Origin of the sequence: Microbacterium gilvum (assembly GCF_039543865.1) — a bacterium.
In the GTDB taxonomy this organism is placed as follows: domain Bacteria; phylum Actinomycetota; class Actinomycetes; order Actinomycetales; family Microbacteriaceae; genus Microbacterium; species Microbacterium gilvum.
The window spans coordinates 506640-525567 of the sequence record NZ_BAABKO010000001.1 but is presented as its reverse complement, the minus strand read 5'-3'; the positions used below and the strand labels follow the sequence as shown (position 1 = coordinate 525567).

Annotated in this window: 19 protein-coding genes and 1 tRNA gene; 16 read left to right on the top strand and 4 right to left on the bottom strand. The window is 71.4% G+C overall.

Annotated elements, in window-relative coordinates; all coding sequences use genetic code 11:
- The first annotated feature begins 41 nt into the window (after positions 1-41).
- The 8 genes from dnaJ to leuA all read left to right on the top strand — a co-directional run bounded on the left by dnaJ (position 42) and on the right by leuA (position 8165).
- A complete protein-coding gene (gene dnaJ / locus ABD998_RS02705; RefSeq protein WP_345435667.1) occupies positions 42-1166 on the top strand; it encodes a molecular chaperone DnaJ in 1125 nt (374 codons plus the stop codon).
- Positions 1167-1170: 4 nt separating this feature from the next.
- The gene (locus ABD998_RS02700; RefSeq protein ID WP_345435665.1) at positions 1171-1902 is read left to right on the top strand and encodes a 16S rRNA (uracil(1498)-N(3))-methyltransferase; all 732 of its coding nucleotides are present in this window, start codon (positions 1171-1173) and stop codon (positions 1900-1902) included.
- A gap of 40 nt (positions 1903-1942) precedes the next feature.
- Positions 1943-2293 carry an HIT domain-containing protein gene (locus tag ABD998_RS02695; protein ID WP_345435663.1) on the top strand — a complete coding sequence of 117 codons (351 nt, stop codon included), beginning with the start codon at positions 1943-1945 and terminating at the stop codon, positions 2291-2293.
- A 64-nt stretch (positions 2294-2357) separates the two neighbouring features.
- On the top strand, positions 2358-3383 hold the full coding sequence (locus ABD998_RS02690) for a PhoH family protein (protein ID WP_345436905.1): 1026 nt from the start codon (positions 2358-2360) through the stop codon (positions 3381-3383).
- The gene (ybeY, locus tag ABD998_RS02685; protein ID WP_345435661.1) at positions 3380-3847 is read left to right on the top strand and encodes an rRNA maturation RNase YbeY; all 468 of its coding nucleotides are present in this window, start codon (positions 3380-3382) and stop codon (positions 3845-3847) included. Before ABD998_RS02690 ends, ybeY begins: the two co-directional genes overlap by 4 nt.
- Positions 3844-5289 carry a hemolysin family protein gene (locus ABD998_RS02680; protein WP_345435659.1) on the top strand — a complete coding sequence of 482 codons (1446 nt, stop codon included), beginning with the start codon at positions 3844-3846 and terminating at the stop codon, positions 5287-5289. Before ybeY ends, ABD998_RS02680 begins: the two co-directional genes overlap by 4 nt.
- On the top strand, positions 5282-6193 hold the full coding sequence (era, locus tag ABD998_RS02675) for a GTPase Era (protein ID WP_345435657.1): 912 nt from the start codon (positions 5282-5284) through the stop codon (positions 6191-6193). The genes ABD998_RS02680 and era overlap by 8 nt, the downstream gene beginning before the upstream one ends.
- A 217-nt stretch (positions 6194-6410) precedes the next feature.
- Positions 6411-8165 carry a 2-isopropylmalate synthase gene (gene leuA, locus ABD998_RS02670; protein WP_345435655.1) on the top strand — a complete coding sequence of 585 codons (1755 nt, stop codon included), beginning with the start codon at positions 6411-6413 and terminating at the stop codon, positions 8163-8165.
- Between the two features lie 339 nt (positions 8166-8504).
- Here the strand turns inward: leuA and ABD998_RS02665 are convergent, their stop codons facing one another.
- Entirely contained in the window at positions 8505-9263 is a 759-nt protein-coding gene (locus ABD998_RS02665) for a trimeric intracellular cation channel family protein (RefSeq protein WP_345435652.1), read from the bottom strand.
- A 36-nt stretch (positions 9264-9299) separates the two neighbouring features.
- Here ABD998_RS02665 and recO point away from each other — a divergent pair, with 36 nt between their 5' ends.
- Genes recO through ABD998_RS02650 form a run of 3 tightly spaced genes read left to right on the top strand, consistent with a single transcriptional unit; the run spans position 9300 to position 11619 of the window.
- Positions 9300-10043, top strand: coding sequence for a DNA repair protein RecO (recO, locus tag ABD998_RS02660; protein WP_345435650.1), 744 nt, complete (start codon positions 9300-9302; stop codon positions 10041-10043).
- On the top strand, positions 10040-10843 hold the full coding sequence (locus tag ABD998_RS02655) for an isoprenyl transferase (protein WP_345435648.1): 804 nt from the start codon (positions 10040-10042) through the stop codon (positions 10841-10843). Before recO ends, ABD998_RS02655 begins: the two co-directional genes overlap by 4 nt.
- Before the next feature lie 38 nt (positions 10844-10881).
- A complete protein-coding gene (locus ABD998_RS02650; protein WP_345435646.1) occupies positions 10882-11619 on the top strand; it encodes a DsbA family oxidoreductase in 738 nt (245 codons plus the stop codon).
- A gap of 4 nt (positions 11620-11623) precedes the next feature.
- Here ABD998_RS02650 and ABD998_RS02645 read toward each other — a convergent pair whose 3' ends face one another.
- The gene (locus tag ABD998_RS02645; RefSeq protein WP_345435644.1) at positions 11624-12121 is read right to left on the bottom strand and encodes a glutathione peroxidase; all 498 of its coding nucleotides are present in this window, start codon (positions 12119-12121) and stop codon (positions 11624-11626) included.
- A 67-nt stretch (positions 12122-12188) separates the two neighbouring features.
- On the opposite strand from ABD998_RS02645, the gene dusB reads away from it, so the two are divergent.
- From dusB to ABD998_RS02620, 5 genes are all read left to right on the top strand, one after another.
- Positions 12189-13343, top strand: a complete 1155-nt coding sequence (gene dusB / locus ABD998_RS02640) for a tRNA dihydrouridine synthase DusB (RefSeq protein ID WP_345435642.1) — start codon at positions 12189-12191, stop codon at positions 13341-13343.
- Positions 13333-14697 carry a deoxyguanosinetriphosphate triphosphohydrolase gene (locus tag ABD998_RS02635; RefSeq protein WP_345435640.1) on the top strand — a complete coding sequence of 455 codons (1365 nt, stop codon included), beginning with the start codon at positions 13333-13335 and terminating at the stop codon, positions 14695-14697. Before dusB ends, ABD998_RS02635 begins: the two co-directional genes overlap by 11 nt.
- A complete protein-coding gene (gene dnaG / locus ABD998_RS02630; protein ID WP_345435637.1) occupies positions 14697-16568 on the top strand; it encodes a DNA primase in 1872 nt (623 codons plus the stop codon). The genes ABD998_RS02635 and dnaG overlap by 1 nt, the downstream gene beginning before the upstream one ends.
- A 21-nt stretch (positions 16569-16589) precedes the next feature.
- Positions 16590-17372: an ATP-binding cassette domain-containing protein gene (locus tag ABD998_RS02625; RefSeq protein ID WP_345435635.1), complete on the top strand. Its 783-nt coding sequence runs from the start codon at positions 16590-16592 to the stop codon at positions 17370-17372.
- 98 nt (positions 17373-17470) lie between these two features.
- Positions 17471-17543: transfer RNA gene (locus tag ABD998_RS02620), tRNA-Asn, on the top strand.
- A 150-nt stretch (positions 17544-17693) separates the two neighbouring features.
- Here ABD998_RS02620 and ABD998_RS02615 read toward each other — a convergent pair.
- Together ABD998_RS02615 and def are read right to left on the bottom strand one after the other, a co-directional pair.
- The gene (locus ABD998_RS02615) at positions 17694-18212 is read right to left on the bottom strand and encodes a septum formation family protein (protein WP_345435631.1); all 519 of its coding nucleotides are present in this window, start codon (positions 18210-18212) and stop codon (positions 17694-17696) included.
- Positions 18213-18344: 132 nt separating this feature from the next.
- Complete coding sequence (def, locus tag ABD998_RS02610; protein ID WP_345435629.1) at positions 18345-18911, bottom strand: peptide deformylase; 567 nt, start codon at positions 18909-18911, stop codon at positions 18345-18347.
- Between the last annotated feature and the right edge of the window lie 17 nt (positions 18912-18928).

Sequence of the window (18928 nt, the reverse complement as noted above, 5' to 3'; positions counted from 1 at the left end):
AGGATGCAGCACGGGCGCCCCGCGCCCGCAGGAAGGCTGATGTGGCTGATCACTACGAGACCCTCGGCGTCGCGAAGGACGCATCGCAGGAGGACATCAAGAAGGCGTACCGCAAGCTCGCGCGCCAGCTCCACCCCGACGTGAACCCCGCGCCGGAGGCGGCCGAGCGGTTCAAGGACGTCACGCACGCGTACGACGTTCTCAGCGACCCGGAGCAGCGGCGCCGGTACGACATGGGCGGCGACGAGTCGCCGTTCGGCGGCGGGGCCGGGTTCGGCGGCGGGGCCGGGTTCGGCGGCTTCGGGGACATCTTCGAGACGTTCTTCGGCGGGGGCGGCGGCAGGGGCGGGCGTCCGCGCTCGCGCCGCGAGCGCGGACAGGACGCCCTCGTGCGCGTCTCCCTCGAGCTCGGCGACGTCGTGTTCGGCGCCCACCGCGACATCGAGGTGGACACGGCGGTGCTGTGCGAGACGTGCGACGGCTCGTGCTGCCAGCCCGGGACGAGCCCCGCGACGTGCGACGTCTGCGGCGGGTCGGGTCACGTCCAGCGCCAGGTGCGGAGCCTGCTCGGCAACATGGTCACGACGCAGCCCTGCGGCACCTGCCAGGGCTACGGCACGGTTATCCCGCACCCCTGCGCGACCTGCAACGGACAGGGGCGCGTGCGCTCCCGGCGCACGGTGTCCCTCGACATCCCGGCGGGAGTCGAGACGGGGCTGCGCCTGCAGCTTCCCGGCTCGGGGGAGGTCGGGCAGGCAGGGGGGCCGAACGGCGACCTGTACGTCGAGGTCACCGTCGCCTCGCATCCCGTCTTCAGCCGCGAAGGCGACGACCTCCTCGCGACCCTCGAGGTGTCGATGACCGACGCGGTCCTCGGCACCCGCACGACCATCGCGGGGCTCGACGGCGAGGTCGAGGTCGAGGTGCGGCCCGGCATCCAGTCGGGCGAGGTGCTCACCGTCAAGGAGCGCGGCATCACGGGGCTGCGCACCTCGCGGCGCGGCGATCTGCGCGTCGGCGTGCAGGTCGTGACCCCCACGAAGGTCGACCACAAGACGCGTCAGCTGCTCGAGGAGCTCGCAAGGCGGACGAAGGCTCCGGAGCCGCGCCTCGCCGAGTTCCACCAGGGACTGTTCTCGAAGCTGCGCGACCGGTTCCGGGGCTGAGCGGATGGCGCTGCACTTCCACGACGAGGGGGCCGGCTCCGTCGCGCCCGGCGGCCTCGTCGTCCTGACGGGCACCGAGGCGCACCACGCCTCGGCCGTGCGCCGTGTGCGCCAGGGCGAGCCCGTCACCGTCACGGACGGTCGCGGGGCGTGGCTCTCCGGCACATGCGAGGAGGTGTCTCCGCAGCGCGTCGCCATCCGCATCGGAAGCCGCGACGACCGTGCGGCGCCCGTGCCGCGCCTCGTCCTCGTGCAGGCGCTCGCGAAGGGCGACCGCGACGAGCTCGCCGTGCAGGCGGCCACGGAGCTCGGCATCGACCTCGTCGTGCCCTGGCAGGCGGCACGCAGCGTCCCGCGCTGGGAGGGCGCCAAGGCCGAGAAGGGGCGCACCCGGTGGGCGTCGATCGTCCGCGAAGCGGCCAAGCAGGCGCACCGTGCCTGGTTCGCGGAGGTGGCTCCCGTCGAGACGACGTCGGCTGTCGCGAGGCGCGCGGAGACGGCGAGGATGCTCGTGCTCGATCCGTGGGCGGAGGAGCCGCTCACGGCCGTCGACCTGGACGACACGCGCGACATCGTGCTCGTCGTCGGTCCCGAGGGCGGCATCGCCCCCGAGGAGCTCGAGCGGTTCGAGGCGGCGGGAGCCCGGCGCGTCCGCCTCGGCGACACCGTGCTGCGCACCTCGACGGCCGGCCCGGCGGCGCTCGCGGTCCTCGACGCGAAGCTCGGCCGGTGGTGACGGCGGTCACCGGAGCCGGCCGATCGTTAGACTCGTGGGCATGAGCGAGCCGACGATCTTCACGCGCATCCTGCAGGGCGACATCCCGGGCGAGATCGTCGCCGAGACCGACCGGGTCTTCGTCCTCAAGGACATCAGCCCGCAGGCGCCCCTCCACCTCCTCGTCATCCCCAAGACGCAGGAGTACCGCGACGTCGTCGAGCTGGCGGCGGGCGACCCCACCCTGCTCGCGGAGGTGGTCCAGACGGCCGGAGAGGTCGCTAGGGACCACGCCGGCGGGCAGTTCCGACTGATCTTCAACACCGGCGCCGACGCGGGCCAGACCGTGTTCCACGTGCATGCGCACGTGCTCGCCGGAGAACTCCAGGAGAAGAGCCTCATTGGCCACTGACCCCACCGACCCCGCACAGGGGGCGGACACCGTCACCCAGACCATCCATGCCGACGGCGTCGCGATGGTGCAGCTGCTCGGCCCGCAGGACAGGCTCCTGCGCATGGTCGAGCGCGAGCACCCCTCCGTCGACGTGCTCGTGCGCGGCAACGAGATCACCCTCACCGGCGCATCCGGCGCCGTGCGCGCGGCCAGGGCGCTCGTCGACGAGCTGCTCCAGATGACGCGAGAGGGCCACGATCTGGGGCCCGCCGACGTGACGAGCTCCAACCGCATCCTCGAACACGGCGGCCCGCGCCCGAGCGAGGTGCTCGGCGAGGCCATCCTCTCCACGCGCGGAAAGGTCATCCGACCGAAGACGCTCGGCCAGAAGGAGTACGTCGACGCGATCGACGAGAACACCATCGTCTTCGGCATCGGCCCCGCCGGCACGGGGAAGACCTACCTCGCCATGGCCAAGGCGGTCCAGGCGCTGCAGCGTCGCGAGGTGAACCGCATCATCCTCACGCGCCCCGCCGTCGAGGCGGGGGAGCGCCTCGGCTTCCTGCCGGGCACCCTCACCGACAAGATCGACCCGTATCTCCGGCCCCTGTACGACGCGCTCAACGAGATGATGGATCCCGAGCTCGTGCCGAAGCTCATGGCGAGCGGCACGATCGAGGTCGCTCCGCTCGCGTACATGCGCGGACGCACGCTCAACGACTCGTTCGTCGTGCTGGACGAGGCCCAGAACACGACGCCCGAGCAGATGAAGATGTTCCTCACGCGTCTCGGGTTCGGCACGCGGATGGTCGTGACCGGCGACATCACGCAGGTCGACCTCCCGGGCGGGACGTCGGGTCTGCGCCTCGTGTCGCGCATCCTCGACCGCGTCGACGACATCCACTTCTCGCGTCTCACGAGCGAGGACGTGGTCCGCCACACGCTCGTGGGGCGCATCGTCGACGCGTACAGCGAGTACGACGAGAAGCGCGCCGCGCACCGCGCAGAGCTCGACGAGGCGCGCGAGTTCGCCAACCGCGCCGAGCGCCGCGGCACGACGAGAACGGGCGGACCGCGCGACCGCCTCCCGAAGCGAGGGATGCGATGATCGACATCAACAACGAGTCCGCCGTCGAGGTCGACGAGTCGGTGCTGCTGCGGCTCACGCAGCACAACCTGGCGCAGCTGCACGTGAGCCCCGACGCCGAGGTGGCCATCGTGCTGGTCGACGAGGGCGCCATGGAGGCGCTGCACGTGCAGTGGATGGACGAGCCGGGGCCGACCGACGTCCTGAGCTTCCCGATGGACGAGCTGCGCCCGGGGACGGACGAGTCTCCGACGCCCGCCGGCCTCCTCGGCGACATCGTGCTCTGCCCGCAGGTCGCCGAGGCGCAGGCGGAGAAGGCGGGCCACCCGCTGCAAGACGAGCTCATCCTGCTGACGACGCACGGCCTGCTCCACCTGCTCGGCTACGACCACGCGGAGCCGGAGGAGCACCGGGTCATGTTCGGCCTGCAGGACCGCCTGATGGCGAGCTTCGCGGCGGAGGAGAGACGCCGCCCGCGCGCATGATCGAGCCTCTCCTCCTCGTCGGCGCCGTCCTCCTGGTCGCGCTCGGCGGTCTCCTCTCCGCGATCGACGCCGCCCTGTCGGTCACCTCGCGGACGGAGCTCGTCGACCTCGCGACGGAGGGACGGAGCGCGCGCGCTCTCGCCCACATCGCGGAGGACCCCGACGGGCACGCGGGAGCACTGGGCTTCCTGCGGGTGTTCGCCGAGACGGGTGCCGCCGTGCTCGCCACGGCCGGGTTCATGCTGCTCTTCGACGACGTGCTGTGGGCCGTGGTCGCGACCGTCGTGCTCATGACGGGGCTCTCCTTCGGCGCGATCGCCTCGAGCCCGCGCACCGTGGGACGACGCCACGCGAGCGGGCTCCTGGCCGCCACGGCGCCGTTCGTCCGCGGCGTGCGCATCGTGCTGGGGCCGCTCACGCGGGCGCTCGTCGTCGTCAGCAACACCATCACGCCGGGGGCGGGACGCCGCAGCTTCGAGTCGGAGGACCAGCTGCTCAGCATCGTCGACGAGGCCGCGTCGAACGACCTCATCGAGGAGGACGACCGGGAGCTCATCCACTCGGTGTTCGACTTCACCGATCAGGTCGTGCGGGTCGTCATGGTCCCGCGCACCGAGATGGTCACGGTCGATGCCGACGCGTCGGCCCGCGAGGCGATGACGATCTTCCTGGAGCGCGGCATGTCGCGCCTGCCCGTCATCGACGGCGAGGTCGACGACGTCGTCGGCGTGCTCTACCTGAAGGACCTCGTGCAGCACGCGTTCCGAGAGGGCGCGGCGTGGACCGACGGCACGCGCGTCCGCGCTCTCGCGCGGCCGCCCGTCTTCGTGCCGGAGCAGATGCGCGCGGAGACGCTGCTGCAGCAGATGAAGCGCGACGCCGTGCACGTGTGCCTCGTCGTCGACGAGTACGGAGGCGTCGCGGGGCTCGTCACCCTGGAGGACCTCATCGAGGAGCTCGTCGGGGAGATCTCCGACGAGTACGACACACCGCGCGGCGAGGTCGTCGACCTCGGCGACGGCTCGTTCCGCGTCAGCGCGAGCCTCGGACTCGACGAGGTCGGCGACCTGTTCGGCATCGAGCTGGAGGACGAGGACGTCGACTCCGTCGGCGGTCTGCTGGGCAAGGAGCTCGGGCGCGTGCCGCAGCCCGGCGACACGGCCGAGGCGCAGGGGCTCGTCCTCACAGGCGGCACCTCGCGCGGCCGGGGGCGCGGCATCGCGACCGTCTTCGTCGACCGGGGCGAGGCGCTGCGCGCCGTGGACGAGGTGCGCGGCAGGAACCCGCGCACGGGCGAGATCGCCCTGCCGGCGACGGGCGAGATCGCCGTGGCGGCGGGCCAGCGGGAGACGCACAGGAAGGGCGGCCGGAAGGCCGTCCCCAGGAAGAACGGCGCGCGTCGCGGCGACGGCGCCTCGAGGAAGGACGCACGCGATGACTGATCACCAGGCGGGAGAGACCCGGAGCGGGTTCGTCACCTTCGTCGGGCGCCCGAACGTCGGCAAGTCGACGCTCATGAACGCCCTGGTGGGCGAGAAGGTCGCCATCACGAGCGAGAAGCCGCAGACGACGCGACGCGCGATCCGCGGCATCCTGAACCGCCCGGCCGGCCAGCTCGTCGTCGTCGACACCCCGGGCATCCACAAGCCGCGGACGCTGCTCGGCCAGCGCCTCAACGACCTCGTGGAGACGGTGCTCGGCGACGTCGACGTGATCGCGTTCTGCGCCCCTGCCACAGAGAAGGTCGGGCCGGGCGACCGCCGCATCGCGGAGTCGCTCGACGGCTACCCGCGCGCGAAGAAGGTCGCGCTCGTCACGAAGACCGACGCCGCATCGCACGACGACATCATGGAGCGCCTCGTCGAGGTCGACGCCCTCCGCGAGGACTGGGCAGCCGTCATCCCGGTGTCGTCGCTCACGGGGGAGCGTCTCGACGTGCTCACGGACGAGCTGCTGGCCCTCATGCCCGCAGGACCCGCTCTCTACCCCGACGACGTCGTCACAGACGAGTCGACGGAGGACCGCGTCGCCGAGATCATCCGCGAGGCCGCGCTCGAAGGCGTGCGGGACGAGCTGCCGCACTCCATCGCCGTGACGATCTCCGACATCGCGCCGCGCGAGGGGCGCGACGACCTCACGGACATCTGGGCCGATCTCGTCGTGGAGCGCGACAGCCAGAAGGCCATCATCATCGGCCACAAGGGCAGCAGGCTGAGGGATGTCGGCGCCCGCGCGCGCGCCCAGATCGAGCCGCTCGTCGGCACGAAGGTGTTCCTCTCGCTGCACGTGCGCGTCGCGAAGGAGTGGCAGCGCGATCCCAAGCAGCTCGGTCGCCTCGGCTTCTGAGCAATATGCTCAGTCTCGGTGGCGTCTCTCCGCGCTGATGCGCAGATTGCGCGGCGCAACGGCGTCCCGGATCGCGCATTCTGCGTGGTACCGTGGAGTCATGCGTTCTGGCGGTCTGCTTCTTCTTAGCTGCCGCGACGAGATCTCGATCTAGGGCCTCCTCGTCGCGGAGCTTCTCGTCGGCCCGATTCGTCTCCTGAACCGGAAGAAGCCCATCATGCAGAACAACCAGAAGCCCAGTGCCATGCCGATCCACCGGTACCGGCCGTTCCACGAGCAGATCGCCGTGGACCTGCCCGACCGCACGTGGCCGTCGAAGCGGATCGAGACCGCTCCGCGCTGGTGCGCCGTCGACCTGCGCGACGGCAACCAGGCGCTCATCGACCCCATGAGCCCCGAGCGCAAGCGGGTCATGTTCGACCTGCTCGTGAAGATGGGGTACAAGGAGATCGAGGTCGGCTTCCCGTCGGCGAGCCAGACCGACTTCGACTTCGTGCGGCAGCTGATCGACGACGACCTCATCCCCGACGACGTCACCATCCAGGTGCTGACGCAGGCGCGCGAGCATCTCATCAAGCGCACGTACGAGGCCATCAAGGGCGCCAAGCAGGCGATCGTCCACCTCTACAACTCGACGAGCGTGCTGCAGCGCGAGGTGGTGTTCCGCACCGACAGGCAGGGCATCATCGACATCGCCCTGGACGGCGCGCGCTGGTGCAAGCAGTACGAGGCGACGGTGCCCGAGACGACCGTCTACTACGAGTACTCGCCGGAGTCCTACACCGGCACCGAGCTCGAGTTCGCCGCCGAGATCTGCAACGCCGTCATGACGGTGCTCGTCCCGACGCCTGAGCGCAAGATCATCCTGAACCTGCCGGCCACCGTCGAGATGGCGACCCCCAACGTCTACGCCGACTCGATCGAGTGGATGGGCCGGCACCTCGACAACCGCGAGAACGTCATCCTGTCGCTGCACCCGCACAACGACCGCGGCACGGCTGTCGCCGCGGCCGAGCTCGGCTACCTGGCCGGCGCCGACCGCATCGAGGGGTGCCTGTTCGGCAACGGGGAGCGCACGGGCAACGTCGACCTCGTCGCGCTGGGCGTCAACCTGTTCACGCAGGGCATCGATCCGCAGATCGACTTCGGCGACATCGACCAGGTCAAGCGCACGGTCGAGTACTGCAACCAGCTGCCCGTTCCCGAGCGGAGCCCGTGGGCGGGCGACCTCGTGTTCACGGCGTTCAGCGGGTCGCACCAGGACGCCATCAAGAAGGGCTTCGAGGCCATGGAGAGGCAGGCGTCCGACCGCGGCGTCGACGTCTCCGAGATCGAGTGGGCGGTGCCGTACCTGCCGGTCGACCCGAAGGACCTGGGCCGCTCTTACGAGGCCGTGATCCGCGTCAACTCGCAGTCGGGCAAGGGCGGGGTCGCGTACCTGCTGAAGGCCGACCACGCGCTCGATCTGCCGCGCAAGCTGCAGATCGAGTTCTCCGGCGTGGTGCAGACCAAGACCGACGAGGAGGGCGGCGAGGTCACGAGCGAGCAGATCTGGTCGGTGTTCCAGGACGAGTACCTGCCCTCCGTCGACGCGGATGCGCGCTGGGGCCGTTTCGAGCTGCTCGGCACGCGTTCGAGCCGCGACGCATCCGGCGAGGGCGCCCTCGCAGTGACCCTGCGCGACGGCGACGACACGGTCGAGGCCGAGGCGGCGGGCAACGGCCCGATCGCCGCGTTCCTCGAGATCGTGCGCGGCCAGGGTATCGACGTCACGCTGTACGACTACGTCGAGCACGCCATGAGCGCGTCGGCCGATGCTCAGGCGGCCGCGTACGTCGAGCTGCAGGTCGACGGCGAGCGCCTGTGGGGCGTCGGCATCGACGGCGACATCTCCACGGCGTCGCTCAAGGCCATCGTGTCGGCCGTGAACCGCTCGATCCGCGCCCGCCGCGCGGAGCTCCTGGACGCCTGACGTCCCCAACCGGGGCGGCACGGCCATCCGGTCGTGCCGCCCCGGCGGCTTCAGCGCGTCCGCGCCGTGCGTCGGATTCGTGGTGCGGGTGGTGCCTGCTGAGGCGGACACGCGCACACCTGCCCCACCGGTCCGAACGCCGGCACGGCCATCCGGATGGCGCTAGTGCCGAGCACGGACCGCGCGCGAGCCGTGCGTCGGATTCGTGGCGCGGGCGGTGCCTACTGAGGCAGACACGCGCACACCCGCCCCACGGGTCCGAATCCCCGCACCGCCCTCCCCGCACGCGCGCCGCGCCACCGCGCGGCGCGGCCATCCGGGCGTGCCGGCCCGGGGGCGTCAGCGTGTCGGGCGCTCGTCGTCGTCGCGCCGCAGGATGATGGCGCCCGTCTCCGGCGCGCCCGGAACGTCCTCAGCGCGCAGCACGGGGATGCCCCGCGTCTCGAGCGACTCGCGTCGGCGCGCGAGCCGTCGCTGCTCGGGAAGCGACAGGTCGAACACGACCGCGAGCACGCGGATGAGGGCCGTCAGGGCGATGCCCAGGATGGCCGCGGGGACGATGGGCATGCCGAGCGCGAACGCCGCCGCGAGGGCGAGGTTCCCGCCGACGGCCGCGACGGCGTAGAGCGAGCCGACGTGCATGATCGCGACGGGGAGCCCCATCGCGATGTCCCTGATGACGCTCCCGCCGACCGCGGCGCACGCCCCGATGAAGACGGCGGGGATGAGCGGGATGCCGTTCGCGAGCGCCTTGCCCGTCCCGAAGGCGCCGAACATCCCGATGACGACGGCATCGAGGAGGACGATGACGCGGTTCAGGCGGTCGAAGATCCCGGCGAGGAGCATGCCGACGAGCGAGGCGCCGACGGCCGTGACGAGGTACCCGTTGCTCTGCAGGGTGGCGGGCGTCATGCCGAGCAGCAGGTCGCGGATGATGCCGCCGCCCATGCCGATCATCGTGCCGATGACGGCGACACCGAGGAGGTCGAGCCGCTGACGGCCTCGGAACCCGGAGGCGAACAGCGCTCCCTGGATGCCGCCCAGCCCGACAGCGAGGAGATCCGCCCACAGCGGGATGGCGAACAGCGGCTCGGTCACCGCTCCATCCTCGCGCAGAGCGCGGATAATCGGAGGATGCCCACGTACCGAGACGAAGCCGTCGTGCTCCGGACCCACAAGCTGGGCGAGGCCGATCGCATCGTCACGCTGCTGACGCGTCAGCACGGGCGCGTCCGAGCCGTCGCGAAGGGCGTGCGGCGCACCTCGTCGAAGTTCGGCGCCCGGCTGGAGCCCTTCATGGTGGTCGATGCGCAGTTCTACATCGGCCGGAGCCTCGACATCGTGCAGCAGGCCGAATCGCTGGGGGCGTACGGGGCCGACATCGCCGGTGAGTACGAGCGCTACACGGCCGCGAGCGCCATGGCAGAGGCGGCCGATCGGATCAGCGAGGCGGAGTCGACGCCCCAGCAGTACTTCCTCCTGGTGGGCGCCCTGAGATCGCTCTCGCGCGGCGAGCACGCGCCCCACGCCATCATGGGCTCGTACCTGCTCCGGGCGCTCGCGCTCTCGGGATGGGCGCCCGCGCTCGACGACTGCGCGCGGTGCGGGGCGCCCGGCCCTCACGACCGGTTCGTCGCCCAGCTCGGCGGCCTCGTCTGCTCCCGCTGCGCCCCCGCGGGCAGCCCCCGCGTCGCCCCCGACGCCCTCGATCTGCTCCGCGCCCTGCTCGCGGGGGAGTGGGAGCACGTCGACGCGGCCTCCGAGCACGCTCTCGCCGCGGCCTCCGGCCTCATCAGCGCATACGCCCAGTTCCATCTCGAGCGCGCCATCCGCTCGCTCGGCCACGTCGCCGCCCGCCCGGCCGGAAGGACCCCATGAGCCCGAAGCCCTACACCCACCGCGACGCGGAGCCCTACAAGCCGCTCGACTGGACGGGCCTCACCCCGCCGGTGTTCGCAGGGCCCGTGCCGAACCACGTCGCGATCGTGATGGACGGCAACGGGCGGTGGGCGAACCAGCAGGGGCGTACGAGGGTCGACGGGCACAGGCAGGGCATCGAGCAGCTCCTCGACGTCGTCGCCGGCGCGCTGCAGGCGGGCGTCAAGCATCTGTCCGTGTACGCGTTCTCGACGGAGAACTGGAAGCGGTCGCCCGAGGAGGTGCGCTTCCTCATGAACTTCAGCCGCATCGTCCTGCACCGGTACCGCGACCAGCTCAACGAGTGGGATGTCCGCATCCGCTGGGCGGGGCGCAGGCCGCGCCTGTGGGGCTCGGTCATCAAGGACCTCAAGGCCGCGGAGGAGCTCACGGCGGGCAACCGCACGATGACCTTCACGATGTGCGTCAACTACGGCGGCAGGCTCGAGATCGTCGACGCCGTGCGCGAGCTCGCCGAGGAGGTGAAGGCGGGGCGGCTCAAGCCCTCCGCGATCAGCGAGAAGGCCATCGCGAAGCGCCTGTACGTCGCGGACATGCCCGACGTCGACCTCTTCCTCCGCTCCGGAGGGGAGCAGCGCACGTCGAACTTCATGCTATGGGAGTCGGCCTACGCCGAGATGGTCTTCCTCGACCGCCTCTGGCCGGAGTTCACGCGCGCCGATCTCTGGGAGGCCATCCGGATCTTCCACAGCCGCGACCGCCGCTACGGGGGAGCGGTCGACACGCCCGCCGTCGGATGACCGGGAATGCCGGCGGGGCGGCCGGCGTTCCACAACGTGTGACGGATGCGATCAAGATCGACGTGTGGAGCGACATCGCCTGCCCGTGGTGCTACATCGGCAAGCGGAACCTGGAGGCGGGGCTCGCCGACGCGGCGTCCGACGCGGATGCTCCTCAGGTGGAGGTGACGTTCCACTCGTTCGAGCTATCTCCCGACACGCCCGTCGACTTCGACGGCAGCGAGGTCGACTTCCTCTCCGGCCACAAGGGCATGCCGGTGGAGCAGGTGCAGCAGATGCTCGACCGCGTGACGGGGGTCGCCGCCGACGCGGGGCTGGAGTACCGGTTCGACCGGCTCCAGCACACCAACACCGTGAAGGCGCATGAGCTCATCCACTTCGCGAAGGCGAACGGCCGCCAGCTGGAGCTCACCGAGCGCCTCATGCGCGCCTACTTCACGGAGGGCCGGCACGTGGGCCGCATCGACGACCTCGTGGCGCTCGCCGAGGAGGTCGGCCTCGACGCCGACGAGGCGCGCGCGGCCCTCGAGAGCGGACGCCACCTCGCCGACGTCCGCGCGGATCAGGATCAGGCCAGGGCCTACGGGATCAACGGCGTGCCGTTCTTCGTCATCGACGGGCGCTACGGCGTGAGCGGTGCCCAGCCGCCGCAGGCGTTCGCGCAGGTCGCCCGTCAGGTGTGGGCGGAGCGCCGCGGTACAACGGAGCGCCACGGCACGACAGAGCCCCGCGCAGCGGCGGACCAGCCGACCGGAGCCGACGAGCCCGCCGCCTGAGAACTCAGCGCGGCAGCGCGGCCTCGATCGCCTCGACGATCTCGGGGGCGTCGGGCTTCACCGGGGGCCGGAAGCGCTTGACCTCGCCCGAGGGCAGCACGAGGAACTTCTCGAAGTTCCAGGCGACGGGGCCGCCGAGGCCCACGCCGTCCTTGGCCTTCTTGAGCGCCTTGTACAGCGGCGCCGCGTGGGAACCGTTCACGGACACCTTGTCCTGGATGGGGAAGCTCACGCCCCACGTCGTCGCGCAGTAGTCGAGGATCTCCTCCATGGAGCCCGGCTCCTGCCCGAGGAACTGGTTGCAGGGGAAGCCCAGCACCGTGAAGCCGCGGTCGCCGTACGTCCTCTGAAGCTCCTCGAGCTGCTCGTACTGGGGCGTGAGGCCGCACTTCGAGGCGACGTTGACGACGAGGACGACCTGCTCGGCGTAGTCGCCGAGCGTGGCGGTCGAGCCGTCGGCGGCGGTGAACGGAATGCTGCGGATGTCGGCGGGGGCGCTCATGTGCTCAGCCTAGGGCGGGCTGTCCCCATGCGGCTCCGGCCCGGTTTCGTTCTGGGAGAATCGAGAGGTGACCACCGTTCTCTCTCCTCAGCGCACCCTGCGCATCGGCGCGCTCGACATCGGCGTGCCGGTCGTGCTGGCGCCCATGGCGGGCATCACGAACACCGCGTTCCGGCGCCTCTGCCGCGAGTACGGCGGAGGCCTCTACGTGAGCGAGATGATCACGTCGCGTGCGCTCGTCGAACGCAACGCCCAGACCATGCGCCTCATCCGCCACCACGAGTCGGAGAAGCCCCGCTCCATCCAGCTCTACGGCGTCGACCCGGTGACCATCGCGGCCGCCGCCCGCATCATCGCCGAGGAGGACAGGGCCGACCACATCGACCTGAACTTCGGATGCCCCGTCCCCAAGGTGACCCGCAAGGGCGGCGGCTCCGCACTGCCCTGGAAGCTCGGCCTCTTCCGGGAGATCGTGGAGCGCGCCGTCGAGGCGGCCGGCGACATCCCGCTCACCGTCAAGATGCGCAAGGGCATCGACGCCGACCATCTCACATACCTCGATGCCGGCCGCATCGCGGAGGACGCGGGTGCGGCAGCCGTCGCGCTGCACGCGCGGACGGCGTCGGAGTTCTACTCTGGCACGGCCGACTGGTCGGCGATCGCGGCGCTCAAGCAGGCGGTGACGAGCATCCCCGTGCTCGGCAACGGCGACATCTGGTCGGCCGCCGACGCCGTGCGGATGATGGACGAGACCGGTTGCGACGGCGTCGTCGTCGGCCGGGGATGCCTCGGCCGGCCCTGGCTGTTCGGCGATCTCGCGCGCGCGTTCGGCGGCGAGGGGGTGGAGGTCGATGCGACGCTCGGCTTCGTCGCGCAGGCGTTCCGCCGTCACGCCGAGCTGCTCGTGGAGTTCTTCGACGACGAGGACCGCGGGTGCCGCGACATCCGGAAGCACGTCGCCTGGTACTTCAAGGGCTATCCCGTCGGCGGCGACCTCCGCGCACGCCTCGCGACGGCGTCGAGCCTCGCGGAGATCGACGACCTCCTGGCCGAGCTCGACCACGACGCCCCGTATCCGGGGGAGGCCGCCGAGGGCCAGCGCGGACGTGCCGGAACGCCCAAGCGTCCGGTGCTCCCCGAGGGATGGCTCGACTCGCGCGAGCTCGGAGAGGCTGCGAGCTGCGAGCTGCGCGAGGCGGAGCTGGACACCAGTGGCGGCTGAGCGGGGGGGAACGGCGCCCCGCCCCGAGGGCTACGACGACGCCGATGCCGAGCGGTTCCATCCGGAGCGCCACCGATCGCAGCGCGACGACTTCGCGCGCGACCGCGCCCGCGTGCTCCATTCGGCCGCCCTCCGCCAGCTCGCCGCGAAGACCCAGGTGCTGAGCCCTGCGAGTCCCGCGGACTTCGCGCGCAACCGCCTCACGCACTCGCTCGAGGTCGCGCAGGTCGGCCGCGAGCTCGGCACGGCACTCGGGCTCGCCGAGGATGTCGTGGACGCGGCGTGCCTCAGCCACGATCTCGGCCATCCGCCCTTCGGACACAACGGCGAGAAGGCGCTCAACACGTGGGCCGAGGGGATCGGGGGCTTCGAGGGGAACGCCCAGAGCCTCCGCATCCTCACGCGCCTGGAGTCGAAGGTGCTCGACGACGAGCGCTCCTACGGGCTCAACCTGACGCGGGCCACGCTCGACGCCGCGTGCAAGTACCCCTGGACGATCGCCGACCCGGTGCCCGATCCGGGCGGTCGGCTGAAGTTCGGCGTGTACCCGGAGGACGAGGACGTGTTCGTCTGGCTGCGGCGGGGCGCCCCCGGCAAGGAGCGCTGCATCGAGGCCGAGGTGATGGACCTGTCCGACGACATCGCGTACTCGGTGCACGACGTCGAGGACGCCGTCGTCAACGGGTACCTCGATCTCGCGCATGTGAGCGACCCCGTCGCGCACCATCCGCTCATCGGTCGCATCCAGGAGTGGGTCGGGTACGACTATCCGCGCGACGAGCTGGCCGACGCGCTGTTCCGGCTCACGCGCATGCCCATGTGGATGCGCGGCTTCGACCGCTCGCGCGCCGATCTCGCACGGCTCAAGAACCTCACGAGCGACCTCATCGGGCGCTTCGCGCGGATGGCCGTGGATGCCACCCGCGCCGCGTATCCGCAGGCGTCGCTCGCACGGTACGGCGGCCATGTCGTCGTCCCGCGCGAGGTGGAGGTCGAGATCGCCGTGCTCAAGGGCCTCATGGGCGCGACGATCGTGACGATCGACGAGCGGCGGCACATCTACGCCGAGCAGCGGCGCGTGCTCACGCGGCTCGCCGACGCTCTGGTGTCGACCGACACCCTCTGGTCGACGGGGGCGGACGCCCTGGAGCCGGCGTTCGCGGCCGACTTCCTCGCCGCCGACAGCGATGCCGCTCGCACGCGCGTCGTCGTCGACCAGGTCGCGTCGCTCACCGATCAGACGGCCGTGGCCTGGCATCACCGCCTCGTGGGCGACATCGACCCCGCCGAGGTGGGGATCGCCGCACCGCGGCGGTCGGGGCGGGCCCGCTCGCGGACGTCGCAGGTGGTCTGATGCCGCGCATCCTGCAGGCCGACGTCGACGAGGTGAAGGCGCGCACGAACATCGCCGACATCGTGGGCGAGCGCGTGGCGCTCAAGTCGGCGGGCGTCGGGTCGATGAAGGGGCTGTGCCCGTTCCACGACGAGAAGTCGCCGAGCTTCCACGTGCGGCCGCAGGTCGGCTTCTACCACTGCTTCGGGTGCGGGGAGTCGGGCGACGTCTACACGTTCCTGCGGGAGATGGACCACGTCTCCTTCACGGAGGCGGTCGAGAAGCTCGCGGCTCGCATCGGGTACACGCTGCACTACGAGGAGGGCGGCGGGCCGGCGCCCGAGACGAGCGGCCGCGCCCGGCTGCTCGCCGCCAACGCCGCCGCCGCCGAGTACTTCCGCGCGCAGCTCATGTCGCCCGAGGCGGACGCCGCACGGCGGTTCCTCGGCGAGCGGGGCTTCGACGCGGGAGCCGCGTCGCACTTCGGGGTGGGGTACGCCCCGAAGGGGTGGGACGGCCTCATGAACGCGCTCACGGCCCAGGGATTCACGCGCGAGGAGCTCACGACCTCCGGGCTCGTGTCGACCAATCAGCGCGGCGGCGTCTACGACCGCTTCCGTGGCCGTGTGATCTGGCCGATCCGCGACGTCACGGGGCAGACCGTGGGCTTCGGCGCGCGCAAGCTCTACGACGACGACCAGGGCCCCAAGTACCTCAACACCCCCGAGACCCCGATCTACAAGAAGTCGCAGGTGCTCTACGGCCTCGATCTGGCCAAGCGCGACATCTCCCGGGGCGACCCGCGACGCGTCGTCGTCGTGGAGGGGTACACCGACGTGATGGCGTGCCACCTGGCCGGAGTGACGACGGCGATCGCGACATGCGGCACCGCGTTCGGCACGGAGCACGTCTCCGTGCTGCGGCGCGTCATGGGCGACGCGTCGGCCGCGGGCGAGGTCGTGTTCACGTTCGACGGCGACGCGGCAGGGCAGAAGGCGGCCATCCGCGCGTTCACGGACGCGAAGAGCTTCAACGCGCAGACCTTCGTCGCCGTCGCGCCCGACGGCCTCGACCCGTGCGACCTCCGGCTGCAGCGCGGCGACGGGGCCGTGCGGGCCCTCATGGACCACAAGGTGCCCATGTTCGAGTTCGTCATCGATCGTGCCGTGTCGCGGTTCGACCTCGGCACGGTCGAGGGGCGGGTCGGCGCGCTCCGCGCCGCCGCGCCCGTCGTGGCGGAGATCCGCGACCGGCTGCTGCGGCCGGGATACGAACGCGTCCTCGCCGGGCGGCTGGGGATGGACCCCGGCGACGTGCACGGCGAGGTCGAGCGCGCGGCACGGCGCGCGTCGGGCGAGGACCGGGCGCAGGAGGCGCCCCGCCGCCCCCCGCAGGACGCGCCGCCCGAGGACGCACCGGCCATCCGCGTGACGCTCGCGTCGCTGCCGCACTCCACCGACACCGCCATCGAGCGCGACGCGCTCACGGGCATCCTGCAGTACGGGCATCGGGTCGAGCCCGACCTGCTCGTGCGCGCCCTCTCGCTGCCGTTCCGCACACCGGCGCTCGAGGCCGTTCGCGCGGCGGTCGAGGCCGTCGACCGGTCGAAGATCGGATGGTCCGTGGCCGCGGTCGAGCGCGTGCGCGAGCCCTACCGCTCGCTCGCGGCCGAGCTCATCACGCGGGACTTCCCCGCGGTCGACGAGGAGCGCGCCGCCCGGTCGGTCAACGACCTGTGCCGGCGTCTCGTGCTGCGCGCGCTCGATGCGGAGAAGTTCGAGCTGCTGGGCGCCGTGCAGCGGGTCCCGCCGGCGTCGGACGAGGGCCGGGCCGTCAGGGTGCGCCTGCGCGACATCGACGCCGACCGGCGGCGCCTCCTCGACGAAGCCTGACCCGCAGGGGAGGATGAGAGAATGCGCGTACCCGACGACACCGAGAACGCCGTCCGTCTGCTCGATCTCTGCGTGACGCGCAGGGGCAGGGGCCAATCGGTACGCGCGGTCGACGGCGTCACGGCGACCGTCGCGACGGGCGGGACCCTGTGCGTGGCCGGCCCGACCGGGTCGGGGAAGTCGTCTCTCGCCGCGGCGCTCGCGGGCGAGCGGGACCGGTCGATCGCCGTGAGCGGCGGCGACGCGTTCGTCACGGGCATCCCGGTCCGGCGGCCGGGGCGCGCACATCGCGTGCTCACGTACCGCACGGGGTACGTCCCTCAGGGCGGCGGCGCGACGCTGCCCTCGCGCCTCACCGTCGCCGAGGTCATCACAGAGCCGATCACCTCGCGCGACCGCCGCGTCAATCAGCGGGCGCTCAACGTGCGGGTGGCTGCGCTCCTCGACGAGATGCACCTGCCGCTCGGGGCCGCGGCGAAGTTCCCCTACGAGCTCAGCGCCGGCATGCGGCAGCGCGTGTCGTTCGCGCGGGCGCTCATCCTCGATCCGCGCCTGCTCATCGCCGACGAGCCGCTCGCGAACATCGGACTCGAGGTGCGGCATGTCATCTTCGACGCCATCCGCCGCCGCCGCGCCGAGTGGGGGATGGCCTCGCTGCTCGTCACGAACGACGCGTCGCTGGCGCGCGAGCTGGACGCGGATCGTCTCGTCCTCCGCGGCGGGCACGTCGTCGCGGCGGGCGATGCGGAGGCGCTCGCGTGGACGCCGGGAGCGCGCGGAGCGGACACCCTCGTCATCGCCTGACGACACGCCCGCCGCGCGGCTCCGGTTTCGGCCCTGCCGCCGACGTGCGCTAAGCTAGGGGAGTTGCCCCGCGAGGGGCGACGGAGAGATCCACGTGATCCTCGGTAGCTCAATTGGCAGAGCAGCCGGCTGTTAACCGGCAGGTTCTTGGTTCGAGTCCAAGCCGGGGAGCGACAGGCCCTCACCCTTCGGGGTGGGGGCCTCTTCCGTTGTACGCGAGCCGTTTCCGTAGCCGGTGACCGTTCCGCGTCCCTCACCGGGTGCGGAACGCGGAACGGCCCCGCCGAAGCGGGGCCGTTCGCGGAGCCGGGTCGTGTCGGATCAGAGACCCGAGCCCTCCAGGGTGCCCGTCGTCTGCTGGCCGTCCTGGTAGGCGATGCAGGAGATGAGGCGGTCGTTGAGCGTCGGGTCGGTCCAGGTCGCCTCGGTCGGGGTGAGGTACTGGACGTAGATCGCGCTCGTGTCGTAGGGCGTGCCGATGAAGGCCTCGAACGCGCCGATGCAGCCCTCGTCGGCGGCGTCGGAGACGGCCTGGTCGCCGGGCCAGTCGCCATCGGGCATCGTGACCTCGTAGTAGACCTCGCCGTCGTGCGGCTGGTCGCAGGGCACGACCTCGACGTCGGTGACCTCGCCCTCCGCGGGCGTTCCGATGCAGTCGCCGACCGCGACGGAGAAGACGTCGACCGTGCCGCCCTCGGTGACCTCGTTGGTCTCCTCGTCGCGGGTCGCGGTGTCGCCGCTGAGCAGGTTGGCGATGCTCGAACATCCGCCGAGCGAGAAGGCGAGGGCGACCGCGGCGCCTGCGACGAGGACGCGGCGGGTCGGGAAGGTGCGGATCATGCGATTACTCTCCTGTGTGCGTAGTCCGGGACGACAGGCGAGAACCCCATCCCCCTGGGAGAACGCTACGCCCCGCCTGTGTGCCAGCGCAAAGTCGCATTCTTCGGAATAGGGCGATATAACGTGACGCGATCAGGCGTCGAGGTCGTCGACACCCGGCATCCAGCTCACGCCGGGGCGCCCCCATCCGCGCTTCTTCACGATCTTCTGCGCCGTCTTCCAGTCGCCGTCCGACAGCCGGTCCACGTAGATGACGCCGTCGAGGTGGTCGAACTCGTGCTGCATGATGCGCGCACGCCAGCCGTCGACCTCGATGCGCACCTCGCGGCCCTCGAGGTCGATCCCCGTCACGATGACGCGATCCGATCGGCGCAGCGGGAACCGCTCGCCAGGGAACGACAGGCATCCCTCCGACTCGGCGTCCTCGTCGGGTGAGCCGGGCTCCGCCGGCGTCATCCACAGCTCGGGGTTGAGGATCTCGCCGCGCCACGGGTTCCCCTCGTCGTCCTCGTACGTGTAGGTGTAGATCCGCAGCGGCACGCCGACCTGGGGCGCGGCGAGCCCCACACCGGGCGCGGCGTCCATCGTGTCGTACATGTCGCGCACGAGCGCACGGATCTCGTCCGTGATCTCGTCGACGGGGGCGGCAGGGGCGTGGAGGACGGGGTCGCCCCACACGCGGATCGGAAGAACGGCCATCCCTTCAGGGTAGTCGG